The 17,967-nt window shown below is 67.1% G+C and carries 14 protein-coding genes; 8 read left to right on the plus strand and 6 right to left on the minus strand.

Annotation, left to right across the window (positions count from 1 at the left end):
- Positions 1 to 25: 25 nt before the first annotated feature.
- Complete coding sequence (locus AB839_RS00745; protein WP_061477926.1) at positions 26 to 1,522, plus strand: aminotransferase class III-fold pyridoxal phosphate-dependent enzyme; 1,497 nt, start codon at positions 26 to 28, stop codon at positions 1,520 to 1,522.
- Positions 1,523 to 1,777: 255 nt separating this feature from the next.
- A complete protein-coding gene (locus AB839_RS00750) occupies positions 1,778 to 2,371 on the plus strand; it encodes a TIGR00730 family Rossman fold protein (RefSeq protein WP_005416197.1) in 594 nt (197 codons plus the stop codon).
- A 19-nt stretch (positions 2,372 to 2,390) separates the two neighbouring features.
- Here AB839_RS00750 and AB839_RS00755 read toward each other — a convergent pair whose 3' ends face one another.
- A complete protein-coding gene (locus AB839_RS00755) occupies positions 2,391 to 5,231 on the minus strand; it encodes an EAL domain-containing protein (protein WP_061477927.1) in 2,841 nt (946 codons plus the stop codon).
- 247 nt (positions 5,232 to 5,478) lie between these two features.
- Between AB839_RS00755 and AB839_RS00760 the strand changes: the two genes are divergently transcribed.
- The 5 genes from AB839_RS00760 (at position 5,479) to AB839_RS00780 (ending at position 9,656) form a co-directional block, all read left to right on the plus strand.
- Positions 5,479 to 5,997, plus strand: a complete 519-nt coding sequence (locus AB839_RS00760) for an RNA polymerase sigma factor (RefSeq protein WP_231352748.1) — start codon at positions 5,479 to 5,481, stop codon at positions 5,995 to 5,997.
- Positions 5,994 to 6,989, plus strand: a complete 996-nt coding sequence (locus tag AB839_RS00765; protein ID WP_061477928.1) for a hypothetical protein — start codon at positions 5,994 to 5,996, stop codon at positions 6,987 to 6,989. The genes AB839_RS00760 and AB839_RS00765 overlap by 4 nt, the downstream gene beginning before the upstream one ends.
- Before the next feature lie 40 nt (positions 6,990 to 7,029).
- On the plus strand, positions 7,030 to 7,626 hold the full coding sequence (locus tag AB839_RS00770) for a YigZ family protein (protein ID WP_061477929.1): 597 nt from the start codon (positions 7,030 to 7,032) through the stop codon (positions 7,624 to 7,626).
- On the plus strand, positions 7,619 to 9,391 hold the full coding sequence (locus tag AB839_RS00775) for an ABC transporter transmembrane domain-containing protein (protein WP_061477930.1): 1,773 nt from the start codon (positions 7,619 to 7,621) through the stop codon (positions 9,389 to 9,391). The genes AB839_RS00770 and AB839_RS00775 overlap by 8 nt, the downstream gene beginning before the upstream one ends.
- A 70-nt stretch (positions 9,392 to 9,461) precedes the next feature.
- Positions 9,462 to 9,656: a hypothetical protein gene (locus tag AB839_RS00780; RefSeq protein ID WP_005416191.1), complete on the plus strand. Its 195-nt coding sequence runs from the start codon at positions 9,462 to 9,464 to the stop codon at positions 9,654 to 9,656.
- A 259-nt stretch (positions 9,657 to 9,915) separates the two neighbouring features.
- Here the strand turns inward: AB839_RS00780 and AB839_RS00785 are convergent, their stop codons facing one another.
- The 3 genes from AB839_RS00785 to AB839_RS00795 all read right to left on the minus strand — a co-directional run bounded on the left by AB839_RS00785 (position 9,916) and on the right by AB839_RS00795 (position 13,708).
- Positions 9,916 to 11,040 (minus strand): prephenate dehydrogenase, encoded by a 1,125-nt coding sequence (locus tag AB839_RS00785; protein ID WP_061477931.1) that lies wholly within the window; start codon positions 11,038 to 11,040, stop codon positions 9,916 to 9,918.
- Positions 11,037 to 11,945 carry a pyridoxal kinase gene (pdxY, locus tag AB839_RS00790; RefSeq protein ID WP_061477932.1) on the minus strand — a complete coding sequence of 303 codons (909 nt, stop codon included), beginning with the start codon at positions 11,943 to 11,945 and terminating at the stop codon, positions 11,037 to 11,039. Before pdxY ends, AB839_RS00785 begins: the two co-directional genes overlap by 4 nt.
- 563 nt (positions 11,946 to 12,508) lie before the next feature.
- Positions 12,509 to 13,708, minus strand: coding sequence for an MFS transporter (locus tag AB839_RS00795; RefSeq protein WP_061477933.1), 1,200 nt, complete (start codon positions 13,706 to 13,708; stop codon positions 12,509 to 12,511).
- 72 nt (positions 13,709 to 13,780) lie between these two features.
- On the opposite strand from AB839_RS00795, the gene AB839_RS00800 reads away from it, so the two are divergent.
- Positions 13,781 to 14,578: a helix-turn-helix transcriptional regulator gene (locus AB839_RS00800; RefSeq protein ID WP_061477934.1), complete on the plus strand. Its 798-nt coding sequence runs from the start codon at positions 13,781 to 13,783 to the stop codon at positions 14,576 to 14,578.
- A 122-nt stretch (positions 14,579 to 14,700) separates the two neighbouring features.
- Here the strand turns inward: AB839_RS00800 and dnaJ are convergent, their stop codons facing one another.
- Positions 14,701 to 15,825 carry a molecular chaperone DnaJ gene (dnaJ, locus tag AB839_RS00805; RefSeq protein WP_061477935.1) on the minus strand — a complete coding sequence of 375 codons (1,125 nt, stop codon included), beginning with the start codon at positions 15,823 to 15,825 and terminating at the stop codon, positions 14,701 to 14,703.
- A 154-nt stretch (positions 15,826 to 15,979) separates the two neighbouring features.
- Positions 15,980 to 17,902: a molecular chaperone DnaK gene (gene dnaK / locus AB839_RS00810; RefSeq protein WP_005416183.1), complete on the minus strand. Its 1,923-nt coding sequence runs from the start codon at positions 17,900 to 17,902 to the stop codon at positions 15,980 to 15,982.
- Positions 17,903 to 17,967 lie beyond the last annotated feature (65 nt).

Below are 17,967 nucleotides of genomic sequence, written 5' to 3' on the forward strand. Positions count from 1 at the left end.
GACCCATTGTTTCAGGAGATCTGCAATGAGCTTCATCGAACGCCTCGCCCCCCTGCGCAACCAGCCCGGCACCCGCCTCACCACCGGCCTGGACGATGCCACCCTGACCGCCCTGTCCGCCAACCACCCGCAGCTGATCGCCGCCGTGGACGCCGCCGCCGAGGAATTCGCGCGCGTGCAGGCCGACTTGGGGCCGCTGCTGGCGCAGGACGAACAGGCACAGATCGACGCGATGCAGGACGGATTCGTCAATTTCTATGCCGATGACGCGGTAACCCCCTACGTGGCGCTGGCCGCGCGCGGCCCATGGGTGGTCACCCTGAAGGGCGCCGTGCTGTACGATGCCGGCGGCTACGGCATGCTCGGCTTCGGGCACACCCCGGACGCCGTGCTGGAAGCCATGGCGCGCCCAAAGGTGATGGCCAACATCATGACCCCCAGCCTGTCGCAGCAGCGCTTCATCACCGCCCTGCGTGCCGAGATCGGCCACCGCCGTGGCGGCTGCCCATTCGCCCGTTTCATGTGCCTGAATTCCGGCTCCGAAGCCGTCGGCCTGGCCGCGCGCATCGCCGACGTCAACGCCAAGCTGCAGACCGATCCTGGCGCACGTCACGCCGGCGCTGCGATCAAGCGCGTGGTGGTCAAGGGCAGCTTCCATGGCCGTACCGACCGCCCTGCCCTCTATTCGGATTCCAGTCGCAAGAGCTACATGCAGCACCTGGCCAGCTACCGCGGCGAGGACTCGGTGATCACCGTGGCGCCTTACGACGAGGCCGGCCTGCGCAAGGTGTTCGAGGATGCCGCGCGCAACCAGTGGTTCATCGAAGCCGTATTCCTGGAGCCGGTGATGGGCGAGGGCGACCCGGGCCGTTCGGTGCCGCCGTCGTTCTATGCCGTTGCCCGTGAGCTGACCCGTGCACACGGCAGCCTGCTGCTGCTCGACTCGATCCAGGCAGGCCTGCGCGCGCATGGCGTGCTGTCGGTGGTCGATTACCCGGGCTTTGAAGGCCTTGACCCGCCGGACATGGAGACCTATTCCAAGGCGCTCAACGCCGCGCAGTACCCGCTGTCGGTGCTGGCGGTGACCGAGCATGCCGCGCAGCTGTACCGCAAGGGCATCTACGGCAACACCATGACCAGCAATCCGCGTGCGCTGGACGTGGCCTGCGCCACCCTGGCCCAGCTGACCCCACAGGTACGCGCCAACATCGCCGAACGTGGCGCCGAGGCCGTGCGCAAACTGGAACAGCTCAAGAGCGAGCTGGGTGGCCTGATCACCAAGGTGCAGGGCACCGGGCTGCTGTTCTCGTGCGAGCTGGCGCCGCAGTTCAAGTGTTACGGCGCCAACTCCACCGAGGAATGGCTGCGCCAGCACGGCATCAACGTGATTCACGGTGGTGAGAACTCGCTGCGCTTCACCCCGCACTTCGGCATGGACAGCCAGGAGCTGGACCTGCTGGTCGGCATGGTGGGACGTGCCCTGCGTGAAGGCCCGCGCCGCGAGCAGGCCGCGGCGGCGTAATCCGCCGCTTACGTACGTAGAGCCGAAGGCAGCGGCAGGAGCCGCTGCCAACGTCGCTGGCGACGGCCCGAAGGGTGCCGGTCAGGACGACCGGCATGGCCCATTCTCGGCTGGCCTTTGCCGCGATCTGAACGAAGAGCAGCCGAGCATGGCCCGGCTCTACAGAAGGGCTCATAATCCAAGGACACCCCGTCTCTGACCGCCTTGCGGTCGGTGACGGGGCGTTTTCGTTTCCGGTCAAGAGACAGAAGATCCATGAAATCGATCTGTGTGTACTGTGGTTCCAACGCTGGCAGCAAGCCGGCCTACACCGAACGCGCCATTGCCCTGGGTGATCGCATCGCCCGCGATGGCCTGCGCCTGGTGTATGGCGGCGGCAACGTTGGCCTGATGGGCACCGTGGCCAACGCCGTGCTCGCCGCTGGCGGCGAGGTGACAGGCGTGATCCCGCGCCAGCTGGCCGACTGGGAAGTGGCCCACCGCGGCCTGACCGAACTGGAGATCGTCGGCTCGATGCATGAGCGCAAGTCGCGCATGTTCGACCTCGCCGATGGCTTCGTTGCCCTGCCCGGTGGCTTCGGCACCATGGAAGAGATCTTCGAGATGCTGACCTGGCGCCAGCTGGGCATCGGCAACAAGCCGTGCGCGTTCCTGGATGTGGAAGGTTTCTACGCGCCGCTGATCGGCATGATCGACCGCATGGTGGAAGAGCGTTTCCTGCATCCGGACCAGCGCCAGGACCTCTGGTACGGCTCAGACATCGAGGAAATGCTGGTGTGGATGCAGAACTACCAGCCGGCGCAGGCCTCGAAGTGGATCGACGAGAAACGTCGCTCGGCTCTGCGCTGAAGTGAACCGTCGCGGTGGCTCACGCCAGCGTCCGCGCCCACGGTGCGGGACGGCCCAGCAGGTAGCCCTGGCCATAGTCGCAACCGAGTTCGCGCAGTGTCTGCCGCTGCGCCTCGGTCTCGATGCCTTCGCCAATGGTTTCGATGCCCAGGGTGCGGGCCAGTGACAGCACGCCTTCGACCAGCGCGCGCGTGCTCTGCACTTCCGGCCCGTGCAGGCCGGCGATGAAACTCTGGTCGATCTTCAATGTACTGATCGGGAATCGGTGCAGGTAGGACAGCGCAGAGAAGCCGGTACCAAAGTCGTCCAGCTGCACCTGGATGCCACGCTCGCGCAGGCCCTGCAGGATGCGCAGCGTGTGCGGCGCATCGTCCAGCAGCGCGACCTCGGTAATCTCCAGCCGCAGCCGGCGCGGATCGGCGCCACACGCGTCGAGCAGGCCGAACAGGCGGCCGCTGAACTCGGCCGAGCGGAAATGGCGCGGCGAAACGTTCACCGAGACATAGCTCTGCCCACCTTCGGCCAGGCGCGCGATGACCTGCTCGTAGATCAGCCAGTCGACCTGTTCGATCAGGCCGCTTTCCTCTCCGAGCTCCAGGAACGCGCCGGGCAACAGCAGGCCACGACGCTCGTGCTGCCAGCGGAGCAATGCCTCATGTCCCACCACTTCGCCATCGGACAGGCGCACGATCGGCTGGAAGAACGGAACGAAATCACGGTTGTTGATCGCGCGGCGCAGATCGGCTTCCAGGTCGAGGCTGCGCATGGCCTGTTCACGCATGTCCTCGTCGAAGATCGCGCAGCGGTCATGGCCCTGTGCCTTGGCCCGGTACATCGCCGCATCCGCATCACGCAGCAGTTCCTCGCCGGTACGGTAGCGCGGATTCCACAACGCGATGCCCAGGCTGCCGGACGGGAACAACTCGCGGCCGGCGATCCATATCGATTCCTGCAATGCCAGCAACAAGCGCTGGCCGAAATCCAGCGCCTGTGCCAGGCCCTGCGGGCATTGCAGCAGTACCGCGAATTCATCACCACCCAGCCGTGCCACCACATCATCGGCACCGGCCATCGATACGATGCGCTTGGCCACCTCCACCAGCATGCGGTCACCCGCGGCGTGGCCGATACTGTCGTTGACCAGCTTGAAGCGATCCAGGTCGAGGAACAGCACGGCGAACACCGGCCCACCCTCGCGCTTGGCCAGCGCCAGCGCATCCTGCAGGCGATCGAGCAGGTGCAGCCGGTTGGGCAGGCCGGTCAGCGCATCGTGCATGGCCTGATGGGTCAGGCGTTGCTCGGCCCGCAGGCGCTCGCCGATCTGGCCGAGCAGCTTCTCGTTGACCTCGGCCAGCTCACGCGTGCGTTCCTCCACGCGCTTTTCCAGTTCGGCATGCGCCAAACGCAGCCGTTGCTGGTCGCGCTGGCGCGCCAAGCCGGTTCCGATGTTCTGCGCAACGAACGTCAGCAGCCGCTGATCGTGCACGCTGAACGTACTGTTCTCGCTGTAACTCTGCACCACGATCGCACCGACCACCTCGTCATCGCGCAGCAGCGGCACGCCCAGCCAGCAATGCGAGCGCGCGCCGGATTCACGCACCTCGCCACTGGCCAGCAGCGCATCGATCTGGGCGCGTGAGGCCAGTAGGGGCCGCCGGTTGCGCACCACGTATTCGGTCAGGCCGCGACTGAACGGACGAGGTGCACGGCTGGCATTGTGCTCGTCCACCGAATAGACGAAGTCCAGGCCGTTGCCGCTTCCGTTCACCAGCGCGATATAGAAGTTGCGCGCATCGAGCAGGCGCCCGACCACGCCATGCACCTGCCCGTAGAACTGGGCCAGGCTGTCGGCCGACATCGCCATTTCGGCAATGTTGTACAGCGCGGTCTGCAGTTGCTCGGCGCGCCGGCGCTCCGCCACTTCATCCTGCAGGCTGCGGTTGGCACGCTGCAGTTCCAGCGTGCGCCGCTCCACCTGTTGCTCCAGCCGGACCTGCGCCTGGCGCCGGTCCATCGCAGTCTGCACGTGCTGCGCGACAAAGCCCAGCAACGCCCGCTCGGCCTCGCCATAACGGGCCGCCAGCTCATAGCTCTGCACCACGATTGCGCCGCATACCCGGCCATCGCGCAGCATCGGCACACCCAGCCAGTCCAGGCTCTCGGGGCCACGCTGCGGGTCGTGCTCCTGCTCGACCACGCGTGCCAGAAGTTCGCGCGAGGGTCCGCTGAGCGGCTTGCCGTGGCGCAGCAGCGCGACGGTCAGGCTGCGCGGCATCTCGGCGGCGTCATGGCTCTGCGACGGGTCGGCGACGAAATCGTCGACCTGGTCGGCGAAGTACAGGAAGCGGATCTGGTCACGCACATCATCGTATTCAACGATGTAGCAGTTCTCCGCATACATCAGCGTGCCGAGCACGCCGTGCACGTGACGCAGCATCTCCGACATCTCCAGATCGGCGCCGGCCAGATCGGCGATCTGGAACAGCGCCTGCTGCAACCGTTCAGCCTCTTCCAGCGCCTTGATCTGCCCGGCCTGGCGGCCACGCTGCAGTGCCAGCTCCATGGCCTGACGGGCCAGCCCCCACCACGCCGCGGAAGGCACGGCGCCTTCCACCGACAGCTGCAGGCGTGCACCGTCATGTTTCCAGCCATGGCAGCCGTCGCCGATGCCCGGCGCAGTGAACGCGCCTGCCGCCCCGTCGGCCGGCCACCCGTCCTGACCACGCCCGAGCTGCGGGTCGTCCCAGCCGACGCGGACCACAGCCGTTTCCGGCAAAAGCGCATGCAACGCGCGCACCAGCGCCGTGCTCAGCACGGCCTCGTGTGGTGGCTCTTCCGCCGGTTCAGCATGCGTGGACAAATGACAATCTCTTGGCGCCGTCTATGCGTCGCCTCCCCTGAGCCGACGAGCATAGCGCGCCACCCGGGGGGCAATGGAAGCCCGTAAACCCCGAATCGTGCGCCCGTACGTTTTTCCTGCCGTCCGCAGCCCCTTCCGAGCCATGACCCTCGCCCTGCCCGCCCCTGCCACCGGCTATGCGCCATCGCCTGCAGGCCTTACCCTGTACGCCGTGGAAGCCAGCGCACTGCCAACCGATGAAGCCTTGATGCTGGCCTGGGCCGGCGGCGACCTGCACGCGTTCGAAAGCCTGTATGCGCGCCATCGCAAACGACTGTTCGGCTTCCTGCTGCGCCAACTGCGCGACAACGCGCTGGCCGAGGAGATCTTCCAGGACGTCTGGCAGCGGGTGATCAGCGCCCGTGCCGGGTGGCAGCCCGAAGCGGCGTTCAGCACCTGGCTGTTCCGCATCGCCCACAACCGCCTGAACGACCATTGGCGCGCCGCCCGCCATCGCCCTGCCGCGCCGGCCGACGCCGACCTGCGCCTGGCCGCGATCGAGGACGGGCAGACCCCGGAAGCCGAACTTTCCGAATTCGAACAACGTCGCCACATCCAGCTGGCGATGGAGCAATTGCCGCCGGAGCAGCGCGAAGTGCTGCAACTGCGGCTGGATCAGGAACTGAGCCTGGAGGAGATCGGCCAGATCACCGGCGTAGGCCGGGAAACCGTGAAATCGCGGCTGCGCTATGCGATGGACAAGCTGCGTGCGGGATTGAACGCATGAACCGAGACGAACCGCTGACGCCGGAAGAACGCGAGCTGGCCCGGCTGCTCGGCCGTCGCGCCGAGCAGGCACCACCGGCCGCACTGGACGCCGCCATCCTGGCTGCGGCGCGTGCCGCCGTGGACGTTCCGGGTACCGATGTTGCCGCCTCTCCCGAGGCGCCGCGCAAGCAGCGCACAGGCCCGCGTTGGCCAGCGGTGTTCGGCATCGCCGCTTCGATGGTGTTCGCCATCGGCATCGCCTGGCAGCTGCGTCCTGAACCGCCGCCGGTTCCGGCGGGCGAGACTGCTGTTGCCGCAGCACCGGCTGCGGCAGAAGACGTCGCGGCTGCCGATCAGGCCGCTGGAAGTGGTTCGGCCCACAGCGCAGTGGCGGTTGCGGAACCAGCCGCTGCGCCGGCAGCACCCGAGTCCGCCCCTGTTTCCGCTGCCCCGGCACCGGCCATCGCGCGTGCGCACAAGCCTGCGCCGGCCAAGACCGCTGAAGTGCCAGCCCAGGCCGCACGATCCAAGGCTGCGGATGCGGCCGCCGACACCTCCTTTGCGACGCTCCCGCCCGCTCCGGCTGCAGCACCGCCAGCGCCACCTGCACCGACCGCCTACTCGGCACCCGCACCGGCATTCGCGCCTGCAGCGTCCGGGGCAATGAAAGCACGCACGGCCGAGGCCTCGGCAGCCAATGCCGCCGAGGCCTCGGCCGAGCGGGCGCAGGCGCTGGATCGGGTGGAGATCACCTCGATGAAGCGTGAGGCGCCCAGCCGTTCCGCACCGGGCATCATGCGCCGCGGCAGCGATGCGGGCCTGAGCGCGGATGCCGTGCAGGCCGAGGTGGACGCCGACGCGCGACTGCCGCGCCGGCAGTGGCTGCAGAAAATCCGCGCGCGACGCGACGACGGCCAGCGCGATGTGGCCCGCGCCAGCCTGGAGCGCTACGTGCAGCAGTATCCGGAAGCCCGCCTGCCGCGCGACCTGCGCCCACTGCTGGACGACTGAAGCGGACGGGAATACCCGGCAACCCCGTAGAATGGCGGGAATGCTCGATACTCTCGCCCAGCCGGTCAGCCACACGCTGGAAGTCAAACACAGCCGTTTCATCGCCCATGCCGCGCCGATCGAAGGCGCCGCAGCGGCCATGGCGTTCCTGCAGCAGGTCGCGGTGGCCGATGCCACCCACAACTGCTGGGCCTACCGGTACGGCCAGGACTACCGCTCCAGCGACGACGGCGAGCCCGCCGGAACGGCCGGACGACCGATCCTGGCGGCGATCGATGGCCAGGGGTTCGACCGCGTGATGGTGGTGGTGACGCGCTGGTTCGGCGGCATCAAGCTGGGCGCCGGTGGACTGGTGCGCGCCTACGGTGGCGCTGCCGCCGAGTGCCTGCGCACCGCCCCCCGCCTGCCCCTGGTGGCGATGGCCCGGCTGCAGCTGCTGGCCGGCTTCGAGGACCTGGGCACCCTGCACGCCACCCTGCCCGCCTTCGGCGCCGGGAAGCTCGATGAACGGTTCGATGCCAACGGCGTGTGCCTGCGGGCCGAATTGCCGGCCGATCAGGTCGATGCATTGAAAATCCGCCTGCGCGACGCCACCCGTGACCGTATCCGCATACAAGACGACACCCAGGATGACTGACAAGGACGACGCCCCTGCCTCGACCCCGCCGCTGCGCCGCCTCGGCAGCCTGCGGACGTTGTGGCCGTTCGTGCGCCGCCATAGCGGGTTGTTCACCGCCTGGCTGCTGGCCCTGGCGGTCTCTTCGGCCGCCACGCTGAGCCTGCCCCCCGCCGTGAAGCAGATGATCGACCACGGCTTCACCAGCGGTGGCCAGATCAACCGTGCCTTCGCCCTGCTGATGCTGGTGGCGGTGGTGCTGGCGCTGGCGACGGCCGCACGGTTCTTCTTCGTGTCGCTGCTGGGCGAGAAGGTCGTCGCCGACCTGCGCAGCCGCCTGTACGCACACCTGATCCAGCTCGGCGCCGGTTTCCACGACCGCAGCCGCAGCGGCGAACTGGTCTCGCGCCTGACCGCCGACAGCGAACTGCTGCGCAGCGTGGTCGGCTCGACCATGTCAGTCGCCCTGCGCAGCAGCGTCACCGTGGTCGGCAGCCTGGCGATGCTGTTCGTCACCAGCCCGCGGCTGGCCGCGTGGTCACTGCTCGGCATCCCGCTGGCGGTGCTGCCGATCATCATCGGCGCGCGCAAGCTGCGCACGGTTGCGCGCAGCAGCCAGGACCGCATCGCCGATGCCAACAGCCTGGCCAGCGAGACGCTGGGCGCCGTGCGCACGGTGCAGGCGCATGCGCGCGAGCCCTATGAGCGCGGGCGCTTTGACAAGGCGCTGGGCGATGCCATCAGTGCCGCACGCCGGCGCATCGGTGCGCAATCGCTGGTTACCGCCAGCGCCATCCTGCTGGTATTTGGCGCCATCGTTGGCGTGCTGTGGCTGGGCGCGCACGATGTCATCGACGGCCGCCTCAGTGCCGGCACGCTGGGCCAGTTCGTGTTGTACGCGCTGATCGGCGGCGGCTCGGTGGGCGCCCTGGCCGAAGTGTGGAACGAGCTGCAGCGTGCGGCCGGTGGCATGGGCCGTATCGGCGAGCTGCTGCAGGAAGACATCGAGATCCGTGCGCCGGCGCAGCCGCACGCACTGCCACAACCGCTACGCGGCGAAATCCAGTTCGACGACGTGGTGTTCCACTACCCGCAGCGCCCGGATCAGGCCGCGCTGGACCACTTCAATCTGCATGTGCGTCCGGGTGAGACCGTGGCCCTGGTCGGCCCATCGGGCGCAGGCAAGAGCACGGTGCTGTCGATGCTGCTGCGCTTCCACGATCCGGCCAGCGGCCGCATCTGCGTGGATGGCATCGACGTGCGCCAGGTCGATCCGGCCGAGCTGCGCGCGCAGCTGGCACTGGTACCGCAGCAGCCGACGCTGTTCGCAGCCAGTGCACGCGACAACATCCGCTACGGCAGGCTGCAGGCCAGCGACGCCGAGGTCGAGGACGCCGCACGTGCAGCAGAGGCCGATGGCTTCCTGCGGGCATTGCCGCAAGGCTACGACAGTGAGCTGGGCGAACGCGGTGCGCGCCTGTCCGGTGGCCAGCAACAGCGCGTGGCGATCGCCCGTGCGTTGCTGAAGAATGCGCCGATCCTGCTGCTGGACGAAGCCACCAGCGCGCTGGATGCGCAGAGCGAGCATGGCGTGCAGCAGGCACTTGAGCGGCTGATGGCCGGTCGCACCACGCTGGTCATCGCCCACCGCCTGGCCACCGTGCTCAAGGCCGACCGCATCGTGGTGATGGACCAGGGCCGTATCGTCGCCGAAGGTACCCATGCGCAGCTGCTGGCCGAAGGCGGACTGTACGCTGAACTGGCACGACTGCAGTTCATCGATTGATGACGGCCGGCTAACATCGGCAAGACCAAGCTGGCCGCGCACCCGCAGCATCCGCTGAAGGAGGTACGCGATGTCGTTCCGTCAGTTCCCCGCCGTCGACAGTAATGGCGAAAGCCACATCATCATCGAATTCAAGCCCGAGGCGAACGGCAGCGGGCACCACTCCGAAGCCACGCCGCGCTATGAGCTGGATGACGGGCGCCAGCTGGTGCGCAATGGACGCGAGTTCACCACCAGTGGTGGTGAACTGCGGTTGACGATTTGAGGTTCGCCGGGCATGGCCCGGCGCTACCGCATTCGTACTGCTCCGCGCTCGCGCTACCGGATCTCCATCCTCCGCTCTGGTAGGTGTCGACCTGGGTCGACACGCTTGTCGCCAAAAGCAGTCGAGCATGGCTCGACCCTACAAAGAAGCGTGGCCAATTTTTCGCCAGGTATCTTGACAGCCTTTGCCAGCAAGGGCTGAGCGAGGTTATCCACACATTTGCTCAGGATCCATCCACACCACCTGTGGATGAATGTGGTCAGCCGAGCACCCGCCCGATGCCGCTGGCATCCACTTCCGCGGCCGCCCGGGTGATCGCGGCCGGATCACTGCCGGCGATGAACCCGATGCGGAAGTGCACTTCGCCGCCGGGCGTACGTGAGGAATGGATCGAGGCCAGGCTGATGCGATGCTGCTCGAATACATTCAGCAGCTCACGCAGCGACCCGGGCCGGTCTTCCGGCAGGTGCACCGACAGCGCATTGCGCTCGGTCAGGTCAGCCAGCAGATAGCCCACGCGTTCGAACGTATAGTTGCCGTCCGCCAGCGCCTGCTCACCGAAAGCGCTGCGATTGGCCGACAGGAGCTGCTCGCGGAAGGCACCACGTGCACGGTCGTCGCCCTGCCCGACCTGCGCCTGCAGGGCCTGCAGCTGGCCCACCAGCCGCTCCAGCATCGGCGCCACATACGGGTTGCCGAACTGGATGTCTTCGTAGATCGCCGGGTTGAGCGACAGGATGCGCGAAATGATCGCCGTATCCAGCTCGAACGATGCCGAACGGTACGGCATCATCGCAGCCAGATCGCCCAGCTGCGGCTGGTACTGGCGCAACACGCCGGCCTGGGCCAGATGGGTGGCATGCACCATCGCCTGCACCAGCGCCATCATCTGGTCGTGGTGCTGCGGCGTGGCCCGCACGCACTCGGCCTGCAGCGCGGCGCACAGCGTATCGACCCACGCCTGCCAGAGCTGCAGCCGCGCTTCGCAGACCACCATCACCCGCCCCTTCAGGGTCGGCGCCTTGGGTGGCGCGGTCATCGGGTGCAGGCCGACCACTTCGGCCTGCGACGCCAGCATCGCCTGCACCGGCGCCTCCTTTACCGAGGTCACATCCAGCCACAGCCTGCCCTGCTCGCGGCCCGCCGATTGCCGCACGTACTCGGCGATCAACGCCGGGGTGTGCCGGATCGGTGCCGAGAACACCAGCACATCGGCCTGCGCCAGCAGGTGTTCCGGCGTGTGCGAACCTGGGTCGGCCGGATCGTGGCCGATCACCTGCAGCTGCAGGTGCTGCTGGAAGAAGCGGGTCAGCCAGCGCCCGTAGGCGCCAGCGCTGCCGACGATGCCGACCGTGCGCGGCGTGCGTGGGTCCAGGCCGCTCATGCCACGCGTTCGGCGCGGAAGCGCATTCCTTCGGCCAGCGCCGCCGGCGCGGCGGCGACCACGTCGAATTCCTCGAAGCCGTTGTCCAGGGTCGCCTCCAGCGCCGCATGGGTGCCGGCAATCGCACGCGAAATCGCCTGCTGCATCGATTCGCCGCGCAGCAGGAACGACACCACCAGCGACATCAGCACATCGCCGGTACCCGCCACGTCCACCGGCAGCAGCGGCGAGGTCCAGCGCCAGGTTTCCTCGCGGCCGACGGCCAGGGTCACCAGTTCACCCGGGGTGCCGCCCACGCTGTGCGCGATCACCCAATGCGGGCCGCGATCCAGCAGCGTGCGCGCGGCGGCGAGGGCATCGGCCTCGGCCAGCGCCGGCATGCCGGTCAGGCGATTCAGTTCGAAAGCGTTCGGCGTCACCAGCCAGGCATGCGGCAGCAGGCGCTCGGCGAAGATCGCTTCCAGCCCGGGTTCCACGTAGGGGCCGGTGTGCGTGTCGCCAATCACCGGGTCCAGGCAATAGCGCAGCTGCGGGCAGCCCGGCAGGATGTCGTCCAGCCAGTCTGCGAAGGCGGCACCGTTGGCGGTGCTGCCGAAGTAGCCGGAGACCAGCATCTTCGCCCGCTGCGGCAGGCCGCGTTCGTGGGTGCCCAGCAGCAGGTCGGCGAACCAGTCGGCCGGCAGCACGCGGCCACGCGTGGTGTCGTAGAACGGCGCGTTGCTGAGAAGCACCGTCGGAATGCTTGCCACACGCACGCCAAGCGCGCGCATCGGCGGTACGGCAGCGCTGTTGCCGGCGTGGCCGTAGACAAGTTGCGACTGGACCGAGATGACATCGATCGGCGACGGGCCGTCGGGCCGCTGGCGGCGGCCGTGGACCAGGTGGTTATCAAGGGATTCGCTCATGGTCGCATTCTACGCCCAAGGGGGTTTTCAGCAGGGCTTGCAGCCCTGCACCTGCCGAAGCTGCAAGCAACGGCAACGGCAAAAGCGAGCTATCCGTGGGGTGGCGGGGCGGTGTCGGAATGCGGGGACGCCGCAAGTACGTCCCTGTAGGCTTGGCAGCCGCATCCATGCGGCTGACACCCCGCACTCCGACACCGCCCCACCTTCGACAGGTTCACGCGGCTGTTGGTAACTGCGGCTGTTGGTGGGTGTCGACCTTGGTCGACACATCTGTCAGATATCGAATGAATTCATCCACGCATGGCATGGGTCTACCGTGTCGACCAAGCTCGACACCTACCAGAGCAGTACACCGTTCCGACAAATCGCAGGAAACTGTCGAAGGCGGGGTGGGTCCGGTTGCGGGGGCGTGAGCGCCATGGATGGCGCGACCCAGCCTACAGGGACGTATTCACGGCGTCCCCCGCAACCGGACCCACCCCGCCAATCCACGGATAGCGCGCTTCGGCGGTTGCCGTTGCCTCTGCGGGTGCAGGGCTGCAAGCACTGCAAACCAAACCCCCTCAGTGAGCAGCAGGCCGCGACGGCGGCAGCCACGCCGCCACGATGCCAAGTAGCGGCAGGAACGCGGTCAGCTGGTAGACGTACTCAATGCTGGTCTTGTCCGCCAGCAGGCCGAGCACGGCAGCACCCAGCCCGCCCATACCGAACGCGAAACCGAAGAACAGGCCGGACACCATGCCGATGCGGTGCGGCATCATCTCCTGCGCATAGACCACGATCGCCGAGAACGCCGAAGACAGCACGAAGCCGATCAGCACCGCGAGCACCGTCGTCCACAACAGGTCGGCATGCGGCAGCATCAGCGCGAACGGCGCCACGCCGAGGATCGAGGTCCAGATGATCGGCTTGCGGCCGATCCGGTCACCCAACGGGCCGCCGAGGAAGCCGCCAGCGGCGGACGCCACCAGGAACGCGAACAGGTGCAGCTGCGCCTGCGCCACCGGAATGCCGAAATGGTGGATCAGGTAGAAGGTGAAGTAGCTGCCGATGCTGGCCATGTAGAAGTACTTGCTGAAGATCAGCACCAGCAGGATCGCCAGCACCTTGGCCACCGTGCGTGGTGGATGGCGCGGCGCCATCGAGGCGGTACTGGCTGGGCGCGGCGCGCCCAGATGCAACGCGTACCAGCGGCCAACATAGGTCAGCAATGCGATGCCGATCAGGGCCGCGCCTGCGAACCACGACGCGGCGTGCTGGCCATACGGCACAATCACTGCGGCCGCAATCAGGGGGCCCAACGCGGTACCGAAATTGCCCCCCACCTGGAACACCGACTGCGCGAAGCCATGACGGCCGCCCGAGGCGAGCCGCGCGATGCGCGAGGCCTCCGGATGGAAGATCGCTGAGCCGATGCCGACCATTGCCGCTGCCAGCAGCACCATCGCGTAGTTCGGTGCGAAGCCGAGCAACAGCATCCCGCACAGGGTCGAAGCCATGCCGATCGGCAGCGAATACGGTGCCGGGCGGCGGTCGGTGGCGACACCGATCAACGGCTGGAAGATCGACGCAGTGAGCTGGTAGGTCAACGTGATCAGGCCGATCTGGGTGAAGCTGAGATTGAAGCCGCCCTTGATCACCGGATAGATGGCCAGGATCAGCGACTGCATCATGTCGTTGACGACGTGCGAGGTGGAAATGGCGGCCAGCACGCCGGGGGCCGCCGGGCGTGAGGTCGTTGCGGGAGAAGCCAGGGTCGACATGGACGCAGTCAGGTTGGGGGCGAGCCCCGCATGCTACGGTTGCCCTTCCCTCCCTTCTGCCGCGTTCAGGTCATGCCCTATCGCAAAAAGGACATTGCCAGTGACGTCGATCCGGCCGCGCCCTGGCGGGAGGTTCCACTGCATCGCCCGGTCACCTATCGGGTTACCCAGTACCCGGTAGGTACCCACATTCCGGGGCACAAGCACCAGCGCCACCAGCTGGTCTACGCCATCTCCGGCCTGATGGTGGTGCGCTCGGAAGTCGGCCGCTGGGTGGTGCCCTCGAACCGCGCGATCTGGATGCCGGCCGGGATGGTGCATGCGGTGGACTGCATCGCCGCCGTGCACATGCGCAGCCTGTACATCGACCCGTCGTTCGCCCCGCAGTTGCCCGCCGAACCGTTCGCGGTGCAGGTCTCGCCCCTGCTGCGCGAGCTGCTGCAGGCCGCCACGTTGGTCAAGGGCGAGCACATCGAGGACAGCCGCGATGGCCGCGTGGTCCGCCTGCTGCTGGATGAGCTGCACCGCATGGACGTGCTGCCGTTGCACCTGCCCGCGCCAACCGACCCGCGCCTGCAGCGGATCTGCCTGCACCTGCAGAAGCACCCGGGCGATGACGCCACGCTGCAGGACTGGGCGCAGGCGCTGGAGGTGGACGTGAAAACCATCCAGCGGCATTTCGCCAACGAGCTGGGCATGACCTTCGGCCAGTGGCGGCAGCAGGCACGGCTGCTGGCCGCGATGGAACGGCTGGCGGTCGGCGACAAGGTCATCGATGTCGCGCTGGCGACGGGCTACGACAGCCCCAGCGCGTTCACCAGCATGTTCAAGCGCCAGCTGGGGCAGACACCTGCGGCGTTTTTCCGGTAACGACATCCACGCATGGCGTGGATCCACCATCGCGGCGCATGCCCGGCGGAAACCATCGCGGATCGCAAACGAGAACGCCGGGCATGGCCCGGCGCTTCCGCTCAACGCTCCGGTTGAAAAACTCAGGACGTCATCCGGTCCCAGAAGCCTTTCACGCCGTCGATGAAGGTGGCCGACTTCGGCGAATGCTTGCGCGCTTCCTCGCCGACGAAGGTGGCTTCGAACTGCTCCAGCAGCTTGCGCTGTTCGGTGGTGAGGTTGACCGGCGTCTCCACCACCACGCGGCAATACAGGTCGCCTTCGCTGCGGCTGCGCACCGAACGCACACCCTTGCCGCGCAGGCGGAACAGCTTGCCAGTCTGGGTCTCGGCCGGAATGCGGATCTCCGCTTCGCCGCCGAGGGTAGCCACGCGCACGGTGTCACCCAGTGCCGCCTGCGAGATGCGGATCGGCACTTCGCAGTGCAGGTCGTCGCCATCGCGCTGGAAGATCGCATGCTCGCGCACGCGCACTTCCACGTACAGGTCGCCCGGCGGCGTACCGGCCGGCCCGGCTTCACCCTCGCCCTGCAGGCGGATGCGGTCACCGGTATCGACGCCCGCCGGCACCTTCACCGACAGCACCTTGTCTTCCTCGACGCGGCCGTTGCCGTGGCAGGTCTTGCAGGGCTTGGCGATGATCTGGCCTCGGCCGCCGCAGTTGTGGCAGGCCTGCTGCATGGCGAAGATGCCGCGCTGGATGCGCACCTGGCCGCGGCCATGGCACACATTGCAGGTCTCGACCTTGCCGTCCTCGGAGCCACTGCCATCGCAGTCGCTGCACTCGGCCAGGGTCGGAATCTCGATGCGGCGCTCGACGCCGCGCACGGCTTCTTCCAGGTCCAGCTCCATCACGTAGCCGATATCGGCGCCGCGACGGGCCTGGCGCGGGCCACCGCCGCCGCCGCCAAAGATGTTGCCGAAGATATCGCCGAAGATATCGTTCATGTCCGGACCACCCGGACCGCCGCCGCCCATGCCGTGCTCGAACGCGGCGTGGCCGTGGCTGTCGTACATGCGGCGCTTGTTGCCGTCGGACAGCACTTCGTAGGCTTCCTTGCACTCCTTGAAGGAGGCCTCGGCCGCTGCATCACCCGGGTTGCGGTCCGGGTGGAACTTCATCGCGCAGCGACGGTACGCCTTCTTCAGCTCGTCGTCGGTGGCGGTGCGGGCAACGCCCAGCACTTCGTAGTAATCGCGCTTGCTCATATCGTGAATCGGGTTCCGGAAAGTCGGGATTCGTCAAAGCGGAAGAGCGGAACCAGGTCCGCTCTTGCGTCGGGCGCCCCGACACGCCGGTGGGCGGTCAGGACCCTGATGCGACAACGGGACGCTGGTGGCCAGCGTCCCGCGTCGGTCCGGATCAGGACTTCTTGTCGTCCTTGACTTCGGTGAACTCAGCGTCGACCACGTCATCCTGCGCCTTGCCGGCATTGCCGGCGTCGGCCCCCGGGGCACCGCCCTGGTCGGCCGAAGCAGCGGCGAACAGCGACTGGCCAGCTTCTTCCAGTGCCTTCGACTTGGCTTCGATCTGTGCCTTGTCGTCGCCCTTCATCGCGGTTTCCAGGTCGGCCAGCGCCGCCTCGACCTTGCCGATGACATCGCCGCCGACCTTGCTGCCGTGCTCGGTGATGGCGCTGCGGGTGCCGTGGATCAGGGCGTCGGCCTGGTTGCGGGCCTGCACCAGTTCCTGGAACTTCTTGTCTTCTTCGCGGTTGGCTTCCGCGTCGGCGACCATGCGCGCGATCTCCTCCTCGGACAGGCCCGAACCGGCCTTGATCTCGACCTTCTGTTCCTTGTTGGTCTTCTTGTCCTTGGCCGACACGTGCAGGATGCCGTTGGCGTCGATGTCGAAGGACACTTCAACCTGCGGCAGACCGCGCGGGGCCGGCTCGATGCCGGACAGGTCGAACTTGGCCAGCGACTTGTTGAAGCGGGCCTGTTCGCGCTCACCCTGCAGCACGTGCACGGTCACGGCCGACTGGTTGTCCTCGGCGGTGGAGAACACCTGCGAGGCCTTGGTCGGGATGGTGGTGTTCTTCTCGATGATCTTGGTGAACACGCCACCCATGGTTTCGATACCCAGCGACAGCGGGGTCACGTCCAGCAGCAGCACGTCCTTGACGTCGCCGCCCAGCACGCCGCCCTGGATCGCCGCACCCAGTGCCACGGCTTCGTCCGGGTTGACGTCCTTGCGCGGTTCCTTGCCGAAGAACTCGGTCACCGCCTGCTGCACCTTCGGCATGCGGGTCTGGCCGCCGACCAGGATCACTTCGCTGATGTCGCTCGAACGCAGGCCGGCATCGTTCAGGGCGACGCGGCACGGCTCGATCGACTTCTTGATCAGGTCGTCCACCAGTGCTTCCAGCTTGGCGCGGGTCAGCTTGATGTTCAGGTGCTTCGGACCCGACGCGTCAGCGGTGACGTACGGCAGGTTCACTTCGGTCTGCTGGGCGCTGGACAGCTCGATCTTGGCGCGCTCGGCAGCATCCTTCAGGCGCTGCAGGGCCAGCGGATCCTTGCGCAGGTCGATGCCCTGGTCCTTGTTGAATTCTTCAACCAGGTACTCGATGACGCGGTTGTCGAAGTCTTCGCCACCCAGGAAGGTGTCGCCGTTGGTGGCCAGCACTTCGAACTGCTTCTCGCCGTCGACATTGGCGATCTCGATCACCGAGACGTCGAAGGTGCCGCCGCCCAGGTCGTACACCACGATCTTGCGATCCTTGTTATCGCCCTTGTCCAGGCCGTAGGCCAGCGCAGCCGCGGTCGGCTCGTTGATGATGCGCTTGACGTCCAGGCCGGCGATGCGACCGGCGTCCTTGGTCGCCTGGCGCTGGCTGTCGTTGAAGTAGGCCGGCACGGTGATGACCGCTTCGGTGACCTTCTCACCGAGGAAGTCCTCGGCGGTCTTCTTCATCTTCTCCAGCACCTTGGCCGAGATTTCCTGCGGGGCCATCTTCTTGCCGTCGCTGGTGGCGACCCAGGCATCGCCATTGTCATGGGCGAGGATGCTGTACGGGACGTGGGCAATGTCCTTCTGCACCTCACCGTCGGTGAACTTGCGGCCGATCAGGCGCTTCACCGCGTAGAAGGTGTTCTTCGGGTTGGTCACGGCCTGGCGCTTGGCCGAGGCACCGACCAGGACTTCGCCGTCCTTGGTGTAGGCGACGATCGACGGGGTGGTGCGATCGCCTTCCGAATTCTCGATGACGCGGGCCTTGCCGCCGTCCATGATCGCCACGCACGAGTTGGTGGTGCCGAGGTCGATACCAATGATCTTGCCCATGGGGGAGACTCCTGAGGATGCTTGTTGGGGTCAGTCCGGCCGTTCGGCCGGTGGATGAATACGAT

Source organism: Stenotrophomonas sp. DDT-1 (assembly GCF_001580555.1).
GTDB lineage: Bacteria > Pseudomonadota > Gammaproteobacteria > Xanthomonadales > Xanthomonadaceae > Stenotrophomonas > Stenotrophomonas sepilia.